Genomic DNA, 19248 nt, shown 5'->3' with positions numbered 1-19248 from the left:
GATGATCTACAGCAGGACAGACGATTGTCGTAACGACAAGATTAATGTTACGGCCCATGACAGGCAGTGTCAATGGATGGCGGCCGTAGGTACAAGTTGGCGACACTGCCGTGGCTACCTATCTCACTCTGCCGAACCTGGGCAGTGATTCCCCCACGAGCGGCATTGCGTACTCGATGAACTTCGCAGTAGGAAAGCAGGTCGCAGGATCATAGTATTCGGCCGGCATTCTCTTGACCGCGTTTGCCACTTCCATGAGCAGGGCGAGCCCCGTGGTGCACTGATAGCCGGACCCCTGTTCCCTGAGCAGCGTGACGATCTTGCCCGTCTCGCCTGCGATTGCGGCCTTAACCGCGGCGCGCCCGGCTATTTCCGCCTCGCTGGTGTCCGCCGTGGAATAGGTTGAAGCCATTGAACGCTGGATTGTGCCGGGCTTCTCATATCTCACCCGCACCCTTAGCCGCATACCAACGAGAGACGCCAGGTGCCGGCCGGCGCCCTCGTAGTACGCGTGGCCGAAATCGTCCACGTACCATGGCTCCTTGTTCTTGCCGAGGACTCCGTCCTTGCCGCGGGCGTTCTCGGCCACAACAGCAACGGCGAAGCCGTTCTTGCGATAGGAGGCCTCAATGAGCTCGACGAACCTGTCCTCATCCACCGCCGATTCGGGGATGCAGACCACGTGCGGGGCGTCCCGCTCTTCCCGCCGGGCCAGCGCGCCTGCCGCGGCAAGCCAGCCGGCGTCGCGTCCCATAACCTCAATGACTGTTATCGGCGCTTCTCGGCCCATCGTCTCAGCGTCCCGTCCCGCACCCATCGCTGCGATGGCCACAAAACGCGCCGCGCTGCCGTATCCCGGCGTATGGTCCATCGAAACCAGGTCGTTGTCGATCGTTTTCGGGACGTTTATCACCGAGAGAGGGATGCCTGCGTCCCTGGCTGCGATACTCAGGCGGTTGCCGGTATCTGCCGAGTCGTTCCCTCCAATGATGAACCAGTACCTGATATTCAGCCGCTCGACGAGCTCCAGCACGACGGGGACGTCATCAGGCTTTAGCTTTCGCCGCGATGACCCAAGAGCGGCGCCCGGGGTGGCTGCTATGGCCTCCCATTCGTCCCGCGACTGGCCCCTGAGGTCGTATAACCGTCCGGCAATGACGCCGTCCAGGGCGTGATCGGCCCCGTAGATGTTGCCGATTTCCCGGTGAAGGCAGGCCTCGCGGAATATTCCGTACAGGCTCCTGTTGAGCACGGGCGTGCTACCTCCGGACTGCATAACCATAGCGTTGCCCAATACCGCCAAGGGATGACCTCCTGAGCTGTCACAGCTTCTCCCCCTCTAAATATGCCACAGGCCACCGAGCCAAGTACATTCCCGTGGGGAGGAGGCAGCCGGCGCGATCAGTTTCCCTGCGCGGGGCCATTTCCGGTAGGCCTACCTCGCGTCACGATATTGTCACGGCTTGGCCCGGCAGTGTCACAGTCTCGTCACATCACAGGTCCATTATGGTACTTGTCCGCCGCAAAAATCTCGAGGCCGTCGAAGGCAGCCAGGGGTAGGCATAGACGAGTTACCGGACTTGCCTTATTGTTTAGGTGTGCAGTCTGACCGACTAAGCAAGTTGTACCCCCCCCAAGCTAATCTGCCCAGATGTGCCTTGTCGTTGGGATCTCCCGTTACGATGCCTTTTGTAGGATGGCAAAAGGCCGGATGTTATTGACCCCATAGACGTTCAACCGGAGCCGAAAAAGCCAGGCATTCTGGCAGCCGACGCTACGTAGTCCTGCGCTGTGAAAGGGCAGGGGTACTTTTCTCTTTTTTCGGTGATTCCCGGTACAATATTTCTTTTCCGCGTGCGTTCCGAAATGTTCGGAAAGCCGGAGGTAAACCGCGAATGAAGGTTTGAGTCCACGCATCATACAAACGCCGCAGCGCATTTTAGTACCGAAAAGACACTGAGGAGTTGTGGATGCTTAGAGAAAAATACACGGACTTAGCGCAAGCGACAGACCGGGCGATTGTCGTATATTTCGGCGAGGTAGGCAAGGACGACGTTGACATAGCCGGGGGCAAGGGAGCGAGCCTCGGCGAGATGACCAGGGCCGGATTCCCTGTGCCGCCAGGATTCGTCGTCACCACGTCCGCCTTCAAAGAGTTCATGGAGCGCAACCGACTCTATGAAGCGATCGACGGGCTCATCCCAAAGTCCGCGGGCGCTAACCTTTCGGAGCTGCAGCGCGCGGCCCTGCAAATCCAGAACATTATTACCTCGGCCCCCATGACAATGCAGGTCATGCGAGAGGTCGAAGAGGCCTACCGCCGAATAGGCGAAGGCACAGTTGCAGTCCGTTCCTCCGCCACTGCCGAGGATGGCGAGGACGCATCCTTCGCGGGGCAGCAGCGGACCTTCCTTCACGTGGAAGGAATAAAGGACGTGATAAAGGCGATACAGGGGTGCTGGGCTTCCCTGTTTGAGGCCAGGGCCATCTTCTACAGGGAGACCAATGGCTTCAGGCACGACGACGTCAGCATCGCCGTGCCGGTGCAGCAAATGGTGTCGTCGGACGTCTCCGGTGTCATGTTCACCGTGCACCCAACAACGAACGACCGGTCACATATGGTGATCGAGGCCATCTACGGACTCGGCGAGCCGCTCGTATCCGGCGAGCTATCTCCGGACACTTACGTGCTGGAGCGCGGCAGCCAGCGCATCGTTGACCGCCAGATTGCCGAGCAGTCATGGAAGATGTGCCGAGGGCGAAGGCAAAACGGGTACAGCAACGGCACAGAGCATGAGGAGATCCCCGTCGAGCTCCAAAAACGGCAGAAACTTAACGACATCATGCTTGCCAGGCTGGCCATCCTCGGCCTGAAGCTCGAGAAGCACTACGGCAGCCCCCAGGACGTCGAGTGGGTCCTCCACAACGGGCATCTCTACGTGCTCCAGTCCCGCCCAATCACGACACTCCAGAGCACCAATGGTCATGTAGCGCCGGCGGACCACGAAACCGACATCGAGGCGGTTATCTCCGGCTCCCCAGCCAGCCCCGGCGTGGTTTCGGGACCGGTACGGATAATCCACAGCGCAGACGACATTGACAAGGTGATGACTGGGGATGTCCTCGTCACCGAGATGACGACCCCGGACTTTGTGCCCGCGATGAAGCGGGCAGCCGGCATCGTCACGGACCGAGGGGGAAGGACATGCCACGCGGCTATAGTGAGCCGCGAAATGGGCATCCCATGCATCGTGGGCGCGGGCGCCGCCACAAAGGTGCTGACTAACGGCGCCATTGTGACCATCAACGGCCGCACCGGCAAGGTGTACGCCGGCGATGTTACGGCTCAGCTAAAGACCAATAGTCCGGCGAAGACCGGTCAGAAGCTCAAGACACGCACAAGGTTCTACGTGAATCTGGCGGATCCCGACGCCGCCGAACGTGTGGCCTCCATGCACGTGGACGGTGTGGGGCTTCTGCGCGCGGAGTTCATGATGGCCCACATCGGGGAGCACCCGAGGGCTAAGCTGGACTCCGGCAGGCGCGGCGAATACGTGGACAGGCTGGCGGAAGGCCTTGAGAAGTTCGCCTCCGCTTTCGGAGAGCGGCCGGTCGTCTACCGCTTCTCGGACTTCAAGACGGATGAATACCGCAACCTGAAAGGCGGCCAGCAGTACGAGCCGCATGAAGACAACCCAATAATCGGCTACCGCGGCTGCTCGCGCTATCTCCAGGAACCCGATCTGCTGGAAATGGAGGTTGAGGCGATAAAGCGCGTGCGAGCGTTACACAAGAACCTGTGGGTGATGCTGCCGTTCGTCCGAACGCTCGACGAGATGAAGGGCGTGAAGGACCTCCTGGACAAGTTCGGGCTGCCGCGCCAGGAGAACTTCAAGCTCTGGATGATGTGCGAGGTCCCGTCCAACGTTATCCTGCTGGAGGAGTTTCTCGATTTGGGCGTGGACGGCGTTTCCATCGGCAGCAACGACCTGACCCAGTTGATCCTTGGGGTGGACCGCAACAGCGAGAAGCCGACGTCCACGTTCGATGAATGCAACCCCGCCGTAATGCGGGCAATGGAGAGGGTCGTCAAGGTCTGCAAGTCCCGGGGCGTCACCGTTTCCATTTGCGGCCAGGCGCCCTCCGTCTACCCCGAATTTGTCAAGGCGCTGATCAGTTGGGGTATCACCTTCGTCTCAGTCACGCCTGACATGGTCGACGAGACACGGGAGACCACCTACAAGGTCGAGAACCAGCTCTAACGGCTTTCATCGTACCCATCAGCCGATCACCTCAGGCTCCCCACGCCGCCTCCGCAACCAGGCGAGTGGGGAGCTTCATGTTCCCCCGGGGTTTTCCAGCCTGTGAATGACGGCATTGCCTCAATTCGTTGGGATGGGTTGTGCAATTTGCCAAGACATTATGGTAGTGGTTGGGAACGCCAGAGTTCTTGAGCATTCTCACATTCTACGGGTGAATGTTCCGTAACTTACCCACTGACTTGGAATCGGCATTGGACCGGTTGTCGAACATGCTGGTAATCAGTGTGCTGGTGGTGCTTTCAGTCAGTATCTCACTCAATTTTCCCATGGGTGCGTGGGTTGCCAACTAATGGCTCGGTTTTGCGTTGCGGTGGGCTTGGATGCATATATGCTTCTCGGCGCTTCACGCTTTTCTATGTGCTAACTACGAGAAAGTCTCTCGAATAGAAGAAGAGCGTGACAAGGCCATAAAGTCTCTCTGTGAAATGGAAGACAAAGCCAAAAAACTTAAAGTCACGATAGCCAATTGAGTTGCCAGAATCCAGACGTTCAAATGCAAATACGAATTCTGGAGCATGGTGCCGATAGTGGCTTAGAACTCATCTCCGCATGAGCCGCAATAGAACGTCATTTGAATGTAGGAATTCCGAATTTGCGTTCCCCTGTACCGGACACAAGCAACACCGTTCGGCCGGCGCAATTCAACCATTTCGTCTCAGCACATATCGTCGCAGTTGTACTCCTCCGTCAACTCCACAAGATTCATGTGGTGCTTGGATGCGGGCTGGCGTTTGCGGTTCTGAGTCATTTGTAGGATCCCATGCTCGATAAAAAGAAGCCGGCAAAGGACATGACGAACACGGAACTTGCCATACGGTTCTTTCCTGACAAGAAACTACCTGAGGCGCTTCATGCGTTTGCCCACGAGCGGGATAATGAAGGCGCTCAAAGGCTACTACATAAGTAGGCCATCACATGGGAAAATCTGATTCCAAAATACACCCCGCCCCCAATGTCATTGCCGACGTTGTGCGTGAGATAGGTTACGGTCGAAGGATTGGCAACGAAAAGGGACTTCCTTACATAGAGGCTCACGTAGCCGTTACGCATGTCCTTCAGGATGGTTGCATCGTCGTTGTCGCCGTATCCGAAGCCGCTCGGTCCCAATAGCCACACGGCGTCGTTGAAGCCCACCTCTTTCCAGTCGGCGGGAGGCTCGGTCGTGCCTTTGAAGTACCTCCATGTTTCACCGTTTGCAATCAGTTGCGTGGGTGCAGCCTGGGCCTGCCACGGGCTCGCCGCCAGAAACAGCGTGCAGGCCGCCATCACGAGCATCCCTCTTGCCGTCCACGACTTGCCGGCGCAGACCACCGACCGGAGCGCGCTTGCGGAAGTCATCGAGTTCCCCCTCCATCCTTCCCTTACCCCGGGCCTCGCCCACGGGGCTGTTACATAGCTGGTATTGTGGAGGGACGGCCGGCGTCGCTGCCTCCCCAGCCATCCCTTGTAACAGCCTAAAGATGTAAGTTCGCCGCCTGTACGCCCCTTAAGACAATCACCTGCGCCACAACCGACTACACAAACGGCTTACTTTCATTGGCGAAACGGGCGATGGTGCGCATGTGCCTCGTCTTGCTATCGTCCAAACGGACTCGTCCTCAGTCCCCGGCTACCATCCACCTACAGTCAACTGCTATCATAGTCAGGGCCGTTTTGGTGAGGGTTAACCAGTCTGGGAAAGAGGGGAAGATGTTCAGCAAGATTCTGATTGCCAACCGGGGCGAGATCGCGTGCCGAATTATCCGCACGTGCCAGAAGATGGGCGTGAAGACGGTGGCGGTCTACTCCGAGGCCGACCTCGAGACGCCGCACGTCCGCATGGCGGACGAGGCAGTCTGCATCGGCCCGGCTTCCCCAATGAAGTCCTACCTGAACATCAAGGCTGCCATAGAAGCCGCGCAGAAGGCCGGCGCGGAGGGCATCCACCCCGGATATGGCTTTCTCTCCGAGAACTCCGCCTTCGCGATCGCCTGCCGAGACGCCGGCATCAAGTTCATCGGCCCCTCTCCCGAAGCGCTGCAGACCATGGGCGACAAGATCCAGGTGCGCCAGCTTGCCAAGCAGATAGGCCTGCCCATCATCGACGGCACAAACTCTGCCGTCAGCGATAAGCAGGCGCTGAAGCGCGCCAAGGAGATCGGCTATCCCCTCATGGTCAAGGCGGCCAGCGGCGGCGGCGGAATAGGCATGCACATCGTCCGCAGCCCGGAGCAGCTAAAGCCCATAATCGAAATGGGCCGGAACGTGGCCAAGAGCGCCTTCGGCAGCGCCAGCCTCTACTTCGAGCGCTACCTGGAGCATGCCTCCCACATTGAAGTGCAGGTCCTGGCGGACGAGAAGCGCCATTACGTGCACATGCTCGAACGCGACTGCTCCGTGCAGCGCCGTAACCAGAAGATCATTGAGGTTGCGCCCTCGGTAAAGCTGGATGCCAACCTGCGCAAGGAGATCACCGGGTACGCGATCAAGCTGGCCAAGCACATCAAGTACACCAACGCGGGCACCGTGGAATTCATGGTGTCACCCGAAGGCGATATCTACTTCCTGGAGATGAACAAGCGCCTGCAGGTGGAGCACGGCATCACTGAGATGATCACCGGCATAGACATAGTAGAGATGCAGCTCCGCATAGCCTCGGGCGAAGCCCTGCCGTTCACCCGGAAGGGCATAGAGGCCCACGGATTCGCAATGGAGGCCCGCATCAACGCGGAGGACCCAGTGAACTTCCTCCCCTCCGCCGGTCGCATCAGCCGCCTCAATCTGCCTGCGCTTTCCGACAAGGTGCGCCTGGACACCTACATTTATGAGGGCTACCAGGTCGGCGTCCACTACGACTCTCTCCTGGGCAAGCTGATGTGCTGGGGGGAGAACCGCGAGGACGCGCGCCTCCGCCTGGCCGCGGCATTGAACGAGCTGCAGATCGAGGGCGTGCAGACCAACGTGCCCTTCCTGAAGAAGGTAGTGGCATCCGAGGACTTTACGAGCGGGAAGTACGACACGTGGCTGGTCTCTACGCTGTTGAACGCTGAGAAGAAGGCTGCGGAGGCGGCGCAGGAGGGTAGGGACAAGGCGCTGGCGGCCGCTATTGCTGTAGCTGCGCTCTCGGCCCGGGAGGCCTCTCGCAACGGCACCTGGGAGGCGCATGGCTTCAGCCCGAGCGCATGGAAGACCGCGGGCATGATGGACCAGATGGCCGGCCGCGGCCCAGCTCGGCGCTGGTAGTAGCGTTAACCCTCTCCCAGCCTGAGCGCCTTCTGGAGCGATATCTGGCGAATGAGCACCATCAGCCCCAGGCTGACGACGACGAAGAACACCATCATCACACCATAGGTGACAAGCAGGGCCTGCCAGTTCACTTCAACGGCGAACGGCGGCACAACGCGCCCTCCCCAGTCGTCGTGGCCCAGGAACGGCATGATCGTTGCCCCCAGCCGCCCGCCCATCCACGTCCCCAGCGCCAGCCCCACTGCGACCACAAGCACCTGTTCCACCCAGATGGCCGTCATTAGCTGCCCCATCGAGAGGCCCACGGTCCGCATAAGGCCAAAGTGGACGCGCCTGTTCCGGAATGAGACATATGCGTGCACCAGGAAGCCCAGGCAGCTCAGGACAAGCACGGTCCCGAACGCGATCACGAGCAGCGCGCTCCAGCCGGCCTCTACCAGCGGGTCTACCGACGCGTCGTTCGCCGCCAGCCGCTCTGCACGGTCAACGACCTGAGACGCCGTGTAGCCCGGGGCCTGGAACAGCGCCGCGATCAGGGCCTCGCGATCCTCGCCCGTTGCCGGCGTGTCCACCCACACCTCCATTTGCGAGATGTCGCCCGTCGCCGAGCCGATAGTCACGTACCGTTTTACCGCGGCACGGTCAGCAACAACGTAGCGCCGCTCCGGCCCCCCCGTAGTGGGAAACAGGTCCAGGGTGCCTACGATCCTCGCCGGCACCCTGGCGCCTGATATGGAGATCGTGAACTCATCGCCATCGCCGTGGCCGGACGCCTCCGCGAACGCCTTGCTTGCCAGCACGGACAGGGGAGAGGGCTTCTCACCGAAGTAGATGCCGCGCGGCGTCATCGGCGCGCCGGTTGTCCAGAAAAAGACCGTCCCGTCTGCCGGGGCATTCGCCAGCACTTCACCTGCCGGCCTGGACGAATCGCCAAGGGCCTCGCTGGTCGTTTGCAGCAGGTTCCACCGCGCCGCGTCGTCGAACTCGTCCAGGACCACCGTCTGCCCGTTGGAGCGCTTCACGCCCAGGCTGTCTATGAGGACGGATCCCGGCCTGATCTGCCCGAGAGTCGCCTCCTGTACGTACACGGAAACGACGTGCAGCGGCCGCGTCGCCGCGAACTGCTGTATCGCGCCTTCGTTGAGCGCCTTCTCCATTGTGAAGGGCTCCGCATCGTTGAGCCGGCCAAGCTCCACGTCTGTGAACTGGCCGTGGCCGTTCTGGAGCCTGACGTTCACGGAGACAGTGGGCTGGAGCCTGTCTGCCTTCAATCGTAGAAGTATCGAAGTGGCATCGTCCGGTAGCCGGAGTCCGGTTATCGCCGTCGCATTGGGAACCTTCAGGGAACGCAGCAGCTCCGGCAGTGGTCGCGGCGCGAAATCGTCCCTGAACCACACCACGTCGACGAAGGTGTCCGTGTCCACCGCAAGGAGCTCGAAGTTCGTCCCGCCGTCGAACGTCACATCCTGTCCCGGCGTCCGCGTGACAGCGCTCGCGGCCGTCACCCCCGGCGCCTGGCTGAAGGCCTCCGCCGGCTCGGCCGCCGGCCCCGTCCCCGAAGCCGGCCGCACGCTGTCCATGCGTATCTCGCTGCCGGTCAGGAAGAGTATCCTCTCCGTCACATTGCGGTCCAGCGTCACCCCAAAGCTAGCAGCGAATATGCCCAGCCCTGCCGTCAGAATCAGCAGCAGTGAAAGCCTCGCGTAGTGCGTCGGCTCGCGCGACATCTGCCACACACTCAGCACCAGCCCGGTCGGCAGCCATGCAGACGTTACCTTGCTTACCAGGTTCATCGCCAGCGGGAACAGGCGCAGCAGTATCATCGCCGTCGCGATGAGCACTAGCCCGGGCACCGCCAGCAGGAGCTGGTCAACCGTCTCCTGTCCGAGCTGGTCCCGCGCCACAATGGAGCCCTGCTCCGTAAGCTGACGGAACAGCAGCACGCTTACCACCAGCAGCAGGACATCTATGTAGTACCGCTGGTAGAACGGCTTCGATGCCGGGCGCGCCGAGAACTGGCGCTGCTGTACAAGGCCGATCCGCGCGGCCTGCCAGGCAGGGACCATGAGCGCCGCGAAGCTCAGCAGCCCGCCGAGCGCGCTCAGCAGGTACGCCGTTCGCGATATGCCCACCTCGAGCTGCGACCCTCCGGTAAGGTCGCTGAACACCGGCGTATAACCCAGCAGGCCAATCGTCAGCGCCGCGAACGGCGGGGCGATTACGATCGCCACCAGGGCAATTGTCGCGCCCTCTAGCCCGAACACAGTGTGTATCTGGGCGGAGTTGGAGCCGCGGCTCCGCATCAGCGCCACTTCGCTGCGCTGCGTCTCGACTACAAGCGCGGACATCGTCGCAACGTAGAACAGCACCACCAGCGCTATCATCGCCAGCACAACGAACATGGGCAGTCGGCTGAAGAAGATCCTCTGGTCGTAGTCCCGCAGCGCGTTGTCCAGGTCGGTCGAGTACGAGAACCCGAGCAGGTTTCCCGCCAGGTTGCGGCCCATGGTATCGATATGTAGAACGGTAAGGCTGGAGTTCGTCGCGTCAACTTTCGACTGGTCGATGTCCGAAAGCCAGTGGTAGGTTACCTGCATGTTCTTGAACGCCGGCGTTATCACGTTAAAGAAGGCGTTCTGGGTCACATAGAACGGGAGAGAGCGAAACCCGGACCCTATCGAAGCCTGCAGCGTCTGCTGCTCCAGGTAGTTGAACTCCGCGTTGTCACCCCGCTCGAACATCCCGCTCACGGTGACGTACAGCACCGCGTCGCTCGTCCCAATCGAGCCGTCCGGGTTCACGATGCGCTCCGACCACGTGGGCTTCGCCACAAACCGGTCGCCCACCTTCACGCCGAACTGCGCCGCCGCGTCCGCCGGCACCAGCGCCTCCACCTCCACCGGCCCTCCCGGCGCCCCCACGCCCTCGTCCAGCGGCCGCACGCTGCCCGCCGGAAGCGACACGTTGTCCATGAGCTCCGGCAGGAAGGCCACGAAGGTCCGGGCATTGTCGCTCCCTGCCTCCGCTTCACGGCCCGGCGTCCCAAGGAACATCGTCGGCGACTTTCCCGCGCGATAGGTCGAGCGGGCCATCCAGCCGATGCGGTATCCTGCCTCGGCTTCAAGCGTCCCGGACGTTTCCGCGTAGAGCTCGGGGCTGGTAGGGAGCTGGCGGTTGGTGAACAGGATGTCGAGACTTCTGTCGTCGTACCTGCCCAGGGCATTCTTGAGCGCCAGGTCCTTCAGAGCGTCGAAGTAGATAACCGTCCCTGAGAGTATCGCGGATGCCAACAGAACGCCCACCATCACGTACATGAGCATCCGCCAGTGCGCCACGCCGCGCTTGACGACAAGCTGCCAGGCCGAGATGAGCCGGTTAACCGCCAACCTTAAGTTGTGCTGAAATCTCTTCATAAGCACTCTGAGAATAACAAATTACGAATTACGAATTGAAAACAGTTAAGCGGCCTGCCTTTCTGACTTGTAACTTGTAACTTGTAATTTGTAATTCGTAATTTCCTACACTTCCCCGCCTCTGGCTATCGATATCAGGCTCAGGCGGCCGATGCCACGATTCAGCAGGAACACCGCCGCCAGGAATAGCGCCGCCAGCGCCACATAGGTGAGCGATAGCGCCGCCATGTCTGTCGTGAGGATAAACGGCGGCAGCAACGGGTCGCCGTTCTCAGTGACGGCCAGCGGCGATACCATCATCCGGCTCATCTGCATTCCAGCCCAGGTGCCAATCCCCAGGCCGATCGCCGCGACTGCCAGGTGCTCAAACCCCAGGAGGCTCGCAAGCTGTCCCCGTGAAAGTCCCACGAACCGCAGTGAGCCCATCTCTTTTCCGCTCCGCTTGGCGAAAAGGAGAAGGTAGGTCACATATCCAACCGCGGCGGCCAGAAGCCCTATGAGGGGCGCCAGCAGCGCCAGCGGCTCCCATCCGGCGATGGTCAGCGGGTCGCTCCGCAACGATTCCAGCTCCGCCGTAGCGTCCGACACGCCGCCCGTCCGTGTTGTGAATTCGTTGATAGCCGATGTGATGGACTCATGCATCGTCGGGTCGGCTTCAATGAAAGCCTCGTGCGGCCTCTCGTTGTAAAAGTCCATCAGGTTGTTCATGTGGCCCATCACGGCGTTAATGTCGGCAACCATGAATCCGGCGCTTGTCGGCGCGACTGTGGGGAAGTAGTCCACAATGTCCTTGATGACTACGGGCATCCACCTAAGGTTGATGCGCGCCGTGACGGTGTCGCCCACTTTGTAGCCGTTCGCCTCCGCCAGCCGGGAGGATACAAGTACCGGCATGGGGAAGTCCGCCGGCTTCACGTAGAAGCCGCGCAGCCCTCTGGCTGTGAGGTTGGTGAACGAGAAGCGAAGCGCGCCCTGCCCGCTGTGCACGTCCGCTGTCTCGGCCGTTACCCTTTCCGTGAGGTCGGCCCACGTGTAGATCGGTGTCCACTTGAACGGCCCTTCGAAGTCCTCCAGCACGATCCGCCGGCCATCCTCGGTCGTTACGAATACGTCGTCGAAGAGCACCGTGCCCGGCGTCACAGGCACGCCGCCCTCGCCGGACTGGCCGGAGGCGCCCTCTTCGTAGACCTGTATGGAGACGAGCGTCCTGGGCTGGGCAATGTGCTCGGGTATCTGGGTGGACAGCTCGTGCCACTCCCCGGAGCTGAGCCGGCCGATGAAAACCGAGGTCATAGCTCCGTATCTGTCGGCCACCTGCGCCATGACCGTGACGAACGGCAGGTAGTCAATCGGCTTCACCCACAGGCCGATCGTGCTGCTGGCGTTCACAGGTATAGGTATCGGCCTGAAGCCCTCCGAGGGGTGCAGGTCCTCCATCATGTCCTTCAGGCTGCGGTCCGCGAAGTCGCTCCGGTACCAGGTGGTGTCCGCGAATGTCCTCGTATCCACGGCGAGGAGGTCCGCGCGCGTCGTGCCGATGTCCACGGGCTGCCTCAGGGCCAGAGAGTACTTGTTGATCCCGGGAGTGCTGTCGAAGTTCTCTCGCACCGCTGGGATGCCTCCAATGACGCCGAATTCGCTGAATTTCGCATAGAGGTCGGACGGTGTCTCGTACCTCACACGGTCTTCGCGGCTGCGCTCGAGCGTGCCCCCGACGGTTGTGGAGAGGATCCCCAGTCCGGTCGCAAGCACCAGTATGAGGATGAACCACGTGTACTGCATGGGGTTGCGCGCCATTCTCCAGAGACCCATGGAGAGGAATACCGGCGCCACCTTCATGAGCTCGCGCTGCGCCATGAAGAAAAGCTGCAGCGGCGCTACGGCCGTCAATCCGCCGAAAGCGAACACCATGGGGCCGGTCAGGTCAAGCGGTCGCCTCATCACCGCCACCAGCGCCAGGAGCGCCGCCTGCGAGGCGATTCCCAGCAGCCTTGCCACCGGCTTCTCCGCGTTCTGCGTGGCCCCATAGGCCGCAAGGAATGCTGCCAGGCACAACACCGGCCATAGCCACGCCGTAACATCCCCGGCATTTCGCTCCTCCACAGTGATGCCGACTGCCAGCGCTACTGCGGAGGCAACGGCGACAAGGTGGACTATCGACGTCGACTCCCCGGCCACGAACCGGACGATCATGGGGAAGAAGCGCATGAATAGCAGCGCGACCACAAGCAGGAACAGCACCGGCGCAAGGAGCAGCGGCTCGTTGACCTTGATATCCGTGAACAGCCCGCCTGACGCGAACTGTCCGCGCTCGCGCAGCTCCCAGAAGATGAGGCCGCCGATCACGATCAGCGCCACGTCCAGGTAGTACCGCTGGAACAGGGGGAGCGACAGGGGCCTCGCCTGGCGCAGCTTGTGCGCAAGGAGGCCGCCGCGCGTGCCGGACAGGCCCATCAACACGAAAGTGGCCAGGCACGCCATACCCAACCCGAAGCTCACGACGAAGGGCTCTGGCTCCAGGACGATAGGCAGAATTCCGCCACCCGTCATATCGCTGAAGTACGGTAGATACCCCGCCAGCGCCACCGCGGCAATGGCGAGAACCGGCGCCAGGACCATCGAGGGCGCAGTAATAAGAAGCCCCTCCGCCAGGTACAGGACGAGGAGCTGTCTTCCGCTTACCCCGCGGGAGCGCAGCAAGGCGGTGCCGCTCTGCCGGCTCTCAACCAGGTACGAGATCACTACGCTGAGCAGGAAGAGCACGGTGAAGACCGTGACGGTGAGAAGCAACAGCATTGGGATGCGGGCGAAGAGGCTCTGTCGCTCGCCCTCGCGCGTGAGCGACCGAACCAGTGCAACGTTGGTCTGCGAGCCCGGCACGGACTCCATCATCGCCTGCTCAAACGCCCGCAGCCGAGCGCGCGCCTCAGTGGTCGGCCACACCTTCATCGTGTCCTTGTCCAGGTACAGCACCCAGGTCGGCTGTCCCAGCATGCCCGGGTAGACAGACGATATGGACTCAAAGAGCGTGTGCCGGGTGACGAACAGGGGTAAAGGCGAGCGGTCGCCGTCCTGCGCCAGCGTCGGCTTGTCGCTTGCCGGAGGAGGGTCCAGGAACGCCCTCGCCCGGCTCCAGTACGGCGTGTTTACATCGTCCGGCTCCATGATGCCGACGACCGTTGCCTTGATGTACCGGTTGGCCCCCAGCGAGGAGGCGAATATCACCTGCTCGCCCAGCTTGAGCTCGCGCCTGGCCGCTCCGGTGTGGTACAGCACCGTCTCGATGAACGGGCCGTTCGGGTCCATCTCAACCCTGTCGGTTGCCATCCGCCCTTCGCGCAGCCTGATGTGGTCGCCAAGGTTGGAAAGGTAGTGCAGGTGGCCGACGAGGGCATACACTCCCTCGCCCGTCGCTGCCGGCAGCGGCCGGGAAGGCGTGCCTGCAAGATAGGGGTTGCTCTGGACGTACTGCTCGCCGCCGACGGCCGTGAATACCGCCCACTCCTCGAAGACCCGGTCCATCACCCGCTGCGTCGCGAAGACCGTGATGGGCGGCTCCCCGGGCTCGACCTGCACGAAGATCTCGGTCGGCGCGGGCAACGGCTGGGGACTCAGGAGGGAGGCGCCGGCCTGCCACACGGGTGGGGTGGGGGAGAGAGGCTCGAAGACGCCTGTGATTTTCGCCTTGATTGTCTGGTTGGAAGAGAGGGAAGGGGAGAACCGGACTTCGTCGTTGACCCTGAGGCCGAACTTGACCGCGGTCTCCGCGTATACAACCGCCTCAATCGTCCACCCGAAGTCGTCCTGCAGCACCTCGTCGCCGGACATCTGCCCGGCCAGGAACCGCGAGTGTTGCTCCAGGTTTGTCAGGGACTGTACGTATCCGCGGCCGACAACAATGCCCTTGCCGTTGCCCGGGGGCAGCGGGTTGGCTGGCGTGCCAGTGAGGCCCGTCTCCGTCCGGAAGAACTCCTCTCGGCCTGTGTAAACGTCCTCAATGTTCTCCGAGACGGCGGCGTCCAGCACGCCCTCGGCCCCGCGCAGCGAAGTCTCGGACGTGATAACTTTCCCGCCCGTCACTTCAACGTTGGCGTTGTCCAGCCTGTTAATCGAGGTCTGGTAGGCGAGTTGATCGAGCGCGGTCAGGTATACCGGTGTGCCTGCGGCTAGTGTGACGGCAACCAGGACCCCTGCGAAGACTGCAACGAGGAGCTTCCAGTCGTCGGCGATTCTTTTTCGGACCAGGTTTGGAATTGTAAGTTGGCGCATATTCGGACGAAGCGTGGACGAAATAGAATCCGCGAGTCCTAAATCTACAACATATTCGGCCTGTATGCCAGAAGGACCGCAATCAATGCAAGAAAGGGGCGCGCTCGCCCAAAGAAAGTGGGGACGACTTTGAAAACGTAGTACCATAAGAACGGGTTATCAGGAGGTAGCAGAACATGACAGATCTCCCACAGTCCAGGCACGGCAACTCCCAGGCGCGACCGCACGCCCAGCGACGTCCTGCAGGGGCCGCGCGAGGCGATGTCCGCACTCGCCGCGGCAGCCGGCGTTTTGCCCCGCCGGAGCGCGCCGACGCCGTGGAGGGCTCCTGGGACCACGTCGCTGAATGGTACGACTCCATGGTGGGCGAAAAGGGCTCGGACTTCCACCAGTCCGTCATCATCCCGGGCGTGGTGAAGCTGCTTGCCCTCAAGCCGGGCGAAGCAGTCCTGGATATCGCATGTGGCCAGGGCGCGGTGAGCAACACCCTCTACAGGCTGGGCGCGGATGTGACGGGCGTGGACATCTCACCCCAGCTCATAGAAATCGCCCGCCGCCGCTCACCCTCCGAAATCACTTACCACGTGGGCGACGCCCGCGACCTGAAAAAGCTCGATGCCGGCCCGTTCGACGCGATTGTATCGGTAATGTCGGCCCAGAACATCGACCCCGTGGAGCCCATGTTCGCGGAGTGCGCCCGCCTCCTGAAGCCGGGGGGCCGCTTCTTCATGGTCATCTCCCACCCCGCTTTCCGGATACCGAGGCAGTCCGGCTGGCTCTGGGACGAGCAGCGCAGCCTGCAGGTCCGCACGGTGGACAGGTACCTCTCTCCACTCCGCATCCCCATAGATATGCGTCCTTTCAAGAGGCCGTCCGAAAAGCAGACGTGGACTTACCACCGGCCGGTAGAGGCATACGTCACAATGATGGGCGCCGCCGGCCTGTGGACGAATGCCATGGAGGGGTGGACTTCCCACAAGCGCAGCGACTCCGGCCCCCGTGCAGACGCGGAAAACCATTCTCGCGACGAATTCCCTCTCTTCCTGGCCGTGCGCGCCGTCAAAGTGTCCGCTGCAGAGCCACGTGAGCGCCGCGTCGGCCGCGAGGCCCGCAAGCCGGTGGCCCAGGACCGCCGTCCTCCGTCCGGACCCAGGAGCTAGCGCTCGCAGGGACGGACTCGCGATCAGCAGCCCTCTGAGGAACGCCCGCGCTCCCGGCCGATGAAAGAGGTCCGCATCGGCAAGAAGACATTCCAGGTGCCGGACAGGGGGCGCTGACTAGAAATCTGGAATCGGCATTTCCCTGCTGGTGATTGACGGAGCGGTCGTTTCCGTCCAGGACATCACAGTCCTGGAAGACATGGAGCGCTCGCGGCACGAGTTCCTAGGTATGGTGAGCCACGAGCTCCGTTCGCCCCTGGCGGTCATCAAGGCCACGGCGGAAACCATCCTTCGCGCCGGGCAGCCGCTGGATGTCGCCGATGCCGATGAGCTTCGGGAGGTCGTCTCCGAGCAGGTCTCCCGGATGAAGGAGCTTCTGGACAACCTGCTGGACATATCGGCCGTAGAGTCCGGCCACCTGGCCGTGAGGTCCGAGCCGCTCGACCTGTGCCTGACGGCGGAGGAGGCAATAGCCATCTTCCGCCGCTCGACCGGCAACCGGCGAAAGCTGGAGCTCCTTTGCCCCAGCAGCCTTCCTCTGGTAAGCGCTGACAGGTGCCGGATATTGCAGGTGCTGACCAACCTGCTTTCGAACGCCAACAAGTTCTCTCCGCCGGAAGGAGAGATTCGCGTTGAGGTCGAGTACCGCGCCGGGGCCGTTGCGGTCAAGGTGTCGGACCACGGCATGGGTATACCGCCGGAGATGCAGGACAGGCTCTTCAGGAAGTTTTCTCGTCTCAACACGCGCGTCGAAGGCACCGGGCTGGGGCTGGTGATCTCGAAGGGGATAATCGAGGCGCATGGCGGGAAGATACGGGCGGAGAGCGCGGGTGAGGGGAAGGGCGCAGCATTCACATTCACCTTGCCGGGCCTGGAGGGTGATGATTCTCAATCGCCTTCGCCTGCCGCCCCCCGAAAGGGCGGACGAGGCGAATAGGCCCGTCCTGGTGGTGGACGATAACACGGCCATGCTCAAGATTGTGTCCAGGGTAATCTCCGGTCGCGGCTACCGAGTGATCACCGCCACCAACGTGGCGGACGCCATTGCGGCCCTGGACGCCGCGCGGCCCCCTGTTGTCATCCTGGACGTGAACCTTGGCCCCGAAGACGGGCTGGAAGTGTTGCGCAAGGCCAAGGAGTACCCTGGAGTTTCCACGGTCGTTCTCAGCGGCACCGCCGAGGGACGTATCCTGGACCGCGCTCGGTCTCTTGGCGCAGACAGGATCATGGGCAAGCCATTCTCCATAGAGGAGATTATGGACTTCCTCAAGTCCGTCCTGGGCTAGCCGGACCGTCCGAAAAAACACACGCGGCCCCGATTCCCATCGGGGCCGCGTGCTTTTCTATTCAATTCCGCTGAGCGGTACTACCTGCGCGGGGCGCCGCCGCCAAAACCGCCGCCGCCGCCGCCGAACCCGCGGCCGCCGCCACCGCCGGTGCGGGGCTCCTGGGGCTTGGCCTCGTTGACCGTCAGCTGCCGGCCCTTGATTTCCTTGCCGTTCAGGTCCGCGATCGCGGCCTTCGCCTCGGCGTCGTTCGACATCTCCACAAAGCCGAACCCTCGCGACCGGTTGGTCTCGCGATCGGTCACGACCCTCGCAGAGACTACCTCGCCGAACTGGCTGAAGGTCTGCCTCAGCGAGTCGTCCGTCTCAGAGAATGAAAGATTGCCAACGTAGATCTTCATGCGGCGCTCCTGGTTGCCACTGAATTCTCCGTATCGAACGTCTGCAAGCGTCGCATGAGCTTCACGGCTGAAAGGTTCACAAAAAGGCCGGAATCAGGACAATTGCGTAAACTCGATTCTGGAGTCACGGAGAATATACCAGCTTTTCTCGCGGTAGGAAAGGGGGGGGGTACTTCATCCCGCGCAAACTACCTCTCCAAGCCTATGATATCAAGCTAAAGGGTGGTTTGAACGCTTTCTTCGTCGCCATGCCTGAGAGTCCGAGTGTTTACGATATTCGCTATGTCCGGTCCGGAATCAGGTATCAAAACGTTAAGCCGCCCGTTCCAGGCACAGGCGCTACTCAACGCCCTGGTCCTCCGGCGGCAGGGGGGACCGGTCCCGGGAGAAGCGTCAACGCACCTGCGGCACGCTTGCCGCACTGTGAGAAAATCAGAGAAGATGGGAGCACGATGGGAGCAGCCCGAGGTGGTGCAATTGGAAGGCGATAACCCGATAATGAACGCAACATACCGCGAGCTCGGCGCCGCAGTGGACGAGAACCTCTTCGCCCTCTTCCGCGCTATGGCCACCCAGCCCGGGAGCGAGATCGTTGAGACGCCGCGGCTGGCCTACCACCTGTGCCCGCCCACCAACCCCATGTACAAGGGTGTATGGCGTTCCCGCCTGTCCGATGAAGAGGCCGACTCCGCCATAGACGAGGCGATTTCCTGGTTCAGGGAACGCAATGCGCCGTTCATGTTTTGGTGGACCGGGCCCGGCACAACGCCCGACGACCTTGGCCAGAGGCTCGAGGCGCGCAGCTTCCTCTCCATGGAAGCGCAGATGGAGCAGATGGCCGCCGGCATAAAGTCCACGGAGCTGGGCGCGCCGGGGATGGCGGCCGATCTCAACCGCATGAACGAGGCCGCTCTGAGGTCCGTGCCTTGTAAGATAAAAAGAGACTGGCTGATGTATAAAATGTGAGATAGCGCGGCAGGCCGATCAGGCCTTGGTCCGACATTGTCGAGACCGTCCTTCAGCGAGGCCGCCGCGCAAATCACCTTACAGATCCCGAACAGTTGCCTGAGCGTCATTAGTGACAGCTCGCTTCCGCAAGGTAGGGACAGAAAGGGACATCATGGCCAGTCAGAGTACATTTATCGGTATCGATGTCTCAAAAGCAAGTCTTG

Annotated in this window: 11 protein-coding genes; 6 read left to right on the top strand and 5 right to left on the bottom strand. The window is 61.6% G+C overall.

Features of this window, described 5'->3' with window-relative positions:
• Nucleotides 1–118: 118 nt before the first annotated feature.
• A complete protein-coding gene (locus tag FJ319_07805; GenBank protein ID MBM3934191.1) occupies nucleotides 119–1303 on the bottom strand; it encodes a diphosphate--fructose-6-phosphate 1-phosphotransferase in 1185 nt (394 codons plus the stop codon).
• Between the two features lie 667 nt (nucleotides 1304–1970).
• Between FJ319_07805 and ppsA the strand changes: the two genes are divergently transcribed.
• Complete coding sequence (ppsA, locus tag FJ319_07800) at nucleotides 1971–4262, top strand: phosphoenolpyruvate synthase (protein MBM3934190.1); 2292 nt, start codon at nucleotides 1971–1973, stop codon at nucleotides 4260–4262.
• A gap of 945 nt (nucleotides 4263–5207) precedes the next feature.
• Here ppsA and FJ319_07795 read toward each other — a convergent pair.
• Nucleotides 5208–5660, bottom strand: a complete 453-nt coding sequence (locus FJ319_07795; protein MBM3934189.1) for a hypothetical protein — start codon at nucleotides 5658–5660, stop codon at nucleotides 5208–5210.
• 351 nt (nucleotides 5661–6011) lie between these two features.
• Between FJ319_07795 and FJ319_07790 the strand changes: the two genes are divergently transcribed.
• A complete protein-coding gene (locus tag FJ319_07790; GenBank protein ID MBM3934188.1) occupies nucleotides 6012–7544 on the top strand; it encodes an ATP-grasp domain-containing protein in 1533 nt (510 codons plus the stop codon).
• A gap of 5 nt (nucleotides 7545–7549) precedes the next feature.
• Here the strand turns inward: FJ319_07790 and FJ319_07785 are convergent, their stop codons facing one another.
• Nucleotides 7550–10960, bottom strand: coding sequence for an ABC transporter permease (locus tag FJ319_07785; protein MBM3934187.1), 3411 nt, complete (start codon nucleotides 10958–10960; stop codon nucleotides 7550–7552).
• Between the two features lie 105 nt (nucleotides 10961–11065).
• Nucleotides 11066–15229 (bottom strand): FtsX-like permease family protein, encoded by a 4164-nt coding sequence (locus FJ319_07780; protein ID MBM3934186.1) that lies wholly within the window; start codon nucleotides 15227–15229, stop codon nucleotides 11066–11068.
• Between the two features lie 176 nt (nucleotides 15230–15405).
• Between FJ319_07780 and FJ319_07775 the strand changes: the two genes are divergently transcribed.
• From FJ319_07775 to FJ319_07765, 3 genes are all read left to right on the top strand, one after another.
• On the top strand, nucleotides 15406–16389 hold the full coding sequence (locus FJ319_07775) for a class I SAM-dependent methyltransferase (GenBank protein ID MBM3934185.1): 984 nt from the start codon (nucleotides 15406–15408) through the stop codon (nucleotides 16387–16389).
• A gap of 148 nt (nucleotides 16390–16537) precedes the next feature.
• On the top strand, nucleotides 16538–17326 hold the full coding sequence (locus tag FJ319_07770; GenBank protein ID MBM3934184.1) for a HAMP domain-containing histidine kinase: 789 nt from the start codon (nucleotides 16538–16540) through the stop codon (nucleotides 17324–17326).
• Nucleotides 17190–17675: a response regulator gene (locus FJ319_07765; protein MBM3934183.1), complete on the top strand. Its 486-nt coding sequence runs from the start codon at nucleotides 17190–17192 to the stop codon at nucleotides 17673–17675. Before FJ319_07770 ends, FJ319_07765 begins: the two co-directional genes overlap by 137 nt.
• Nucleotides 17676–17755: 80 nt before the next feature.
• Here FJ319_07765 and FJ319_07760 read toward each other — a convergent pair whose 3' ends face one another.
• On the bottom strand, nucleotides 17756–18076 hold the full coding sequence (locus FJ319_07760) for an RNA-binding protein (GenBank protein ID MBM3934182.1): 321 nt from the start codon (nucleotides 18074–18076) through the stop codon (nucleotides 17756–17758).
• 441 nt (nucleotides 18077–18517) lie between these two features.
• Here FJ319_07760 and FJ319_07755 point away from each other — a divergent pair, with 441 nt between their 5' ends.
• Nucleotides 18518–19042: a hypothetical protein gene (locus FJ319_07755; protein MBM3934181.1), complete on the top strand. Its 525-nt coding sequence runs from the start codon at nucleotides 18518–18520 to the stop codon at nucleotides 19040–19042.
• Nucleotides 19043–19248 lie beyond the last annotated feature (206 nt).

This window comes from SAR202 cluster bacterium, assembly GCA_016872355.1.
Lineage (GTDB): Bacteria > Chloroflexota > Dehalococcoidia > Lucifugimonadales > VGZY01 > VGZY01.
The sequence above is the reverse complement of the archived record's forward strand: the minus strand, read 5'-3'. Positions and strand labels throughout refer to the sequence as shown.

Excerpts from the sequence above, each read along its gene's own strand:
- ppsA (MBM3934190.1), top strand. The coding sequence starts at position 1,971 with ATGCTTAGAGAAAAATACACGGACTTAGCGCAAGCGACAGACCGGGCG.
- FJ319_07795 (MBM3934189.1), bottom strand. The coding sequence starts at position 5,660 with ATGACTTCCGCAAGCGCGCTCCGGTCGGTGGTCTGCGCCGGCAAGTCG.
- FJ319_07790 (MBM3934188.1), top strand. The coding sequence starts at position 6,012 with ATGTTCAGCAAGATTCTGATTGCCAACCGGGGCGAGATCGCGTGCCGA.
- FJ319_07785 (MBM3934187.1), bottom strand. The coding sequence starts at position 10,960 with ATGAAGAGATTTCAGCACAACTTAAGGTTGGCGGTTAACCGGCTCATC.
- FJ319_07780 (MBM3934186.1), bottom strand. The coding sequence starts at position 15,229 with ATGCGCCAACTTACAATTCCAAACCTGGTCCGAAAAAGAATCGCCGAC.
- FJ319_07775 (MBM3934185.1), top strand. The coding sequence starts at position 15,406 with ATGACAGATCTCCCACAGTCCAGGCACGGCAACTCCCAGGCGCGACCG.
- FJ319_07765 (MBM3934183.1), top strand. The coding sequence starts at position 17,190 with ATGGCGGGAAGATACGGGCGGAGAGCGCGGGTGAGGGGAAGGGCGCAG.
- FJ319_07760 (MBM3934182.1), bottom strand. The coding sequence starts at position 18,076 with ATGAAGATCTACGTTGGCAATCTTTCATTCTCTGAGACGGACGACTCG.
- FJ319_07755 (MBM3934181.1), top strand. The coding sequence starts at position 18,518 with ATGGGAGCACGATGGGAGCAGCCCGAGGTGGTGCAATTGGAAGGCGAT.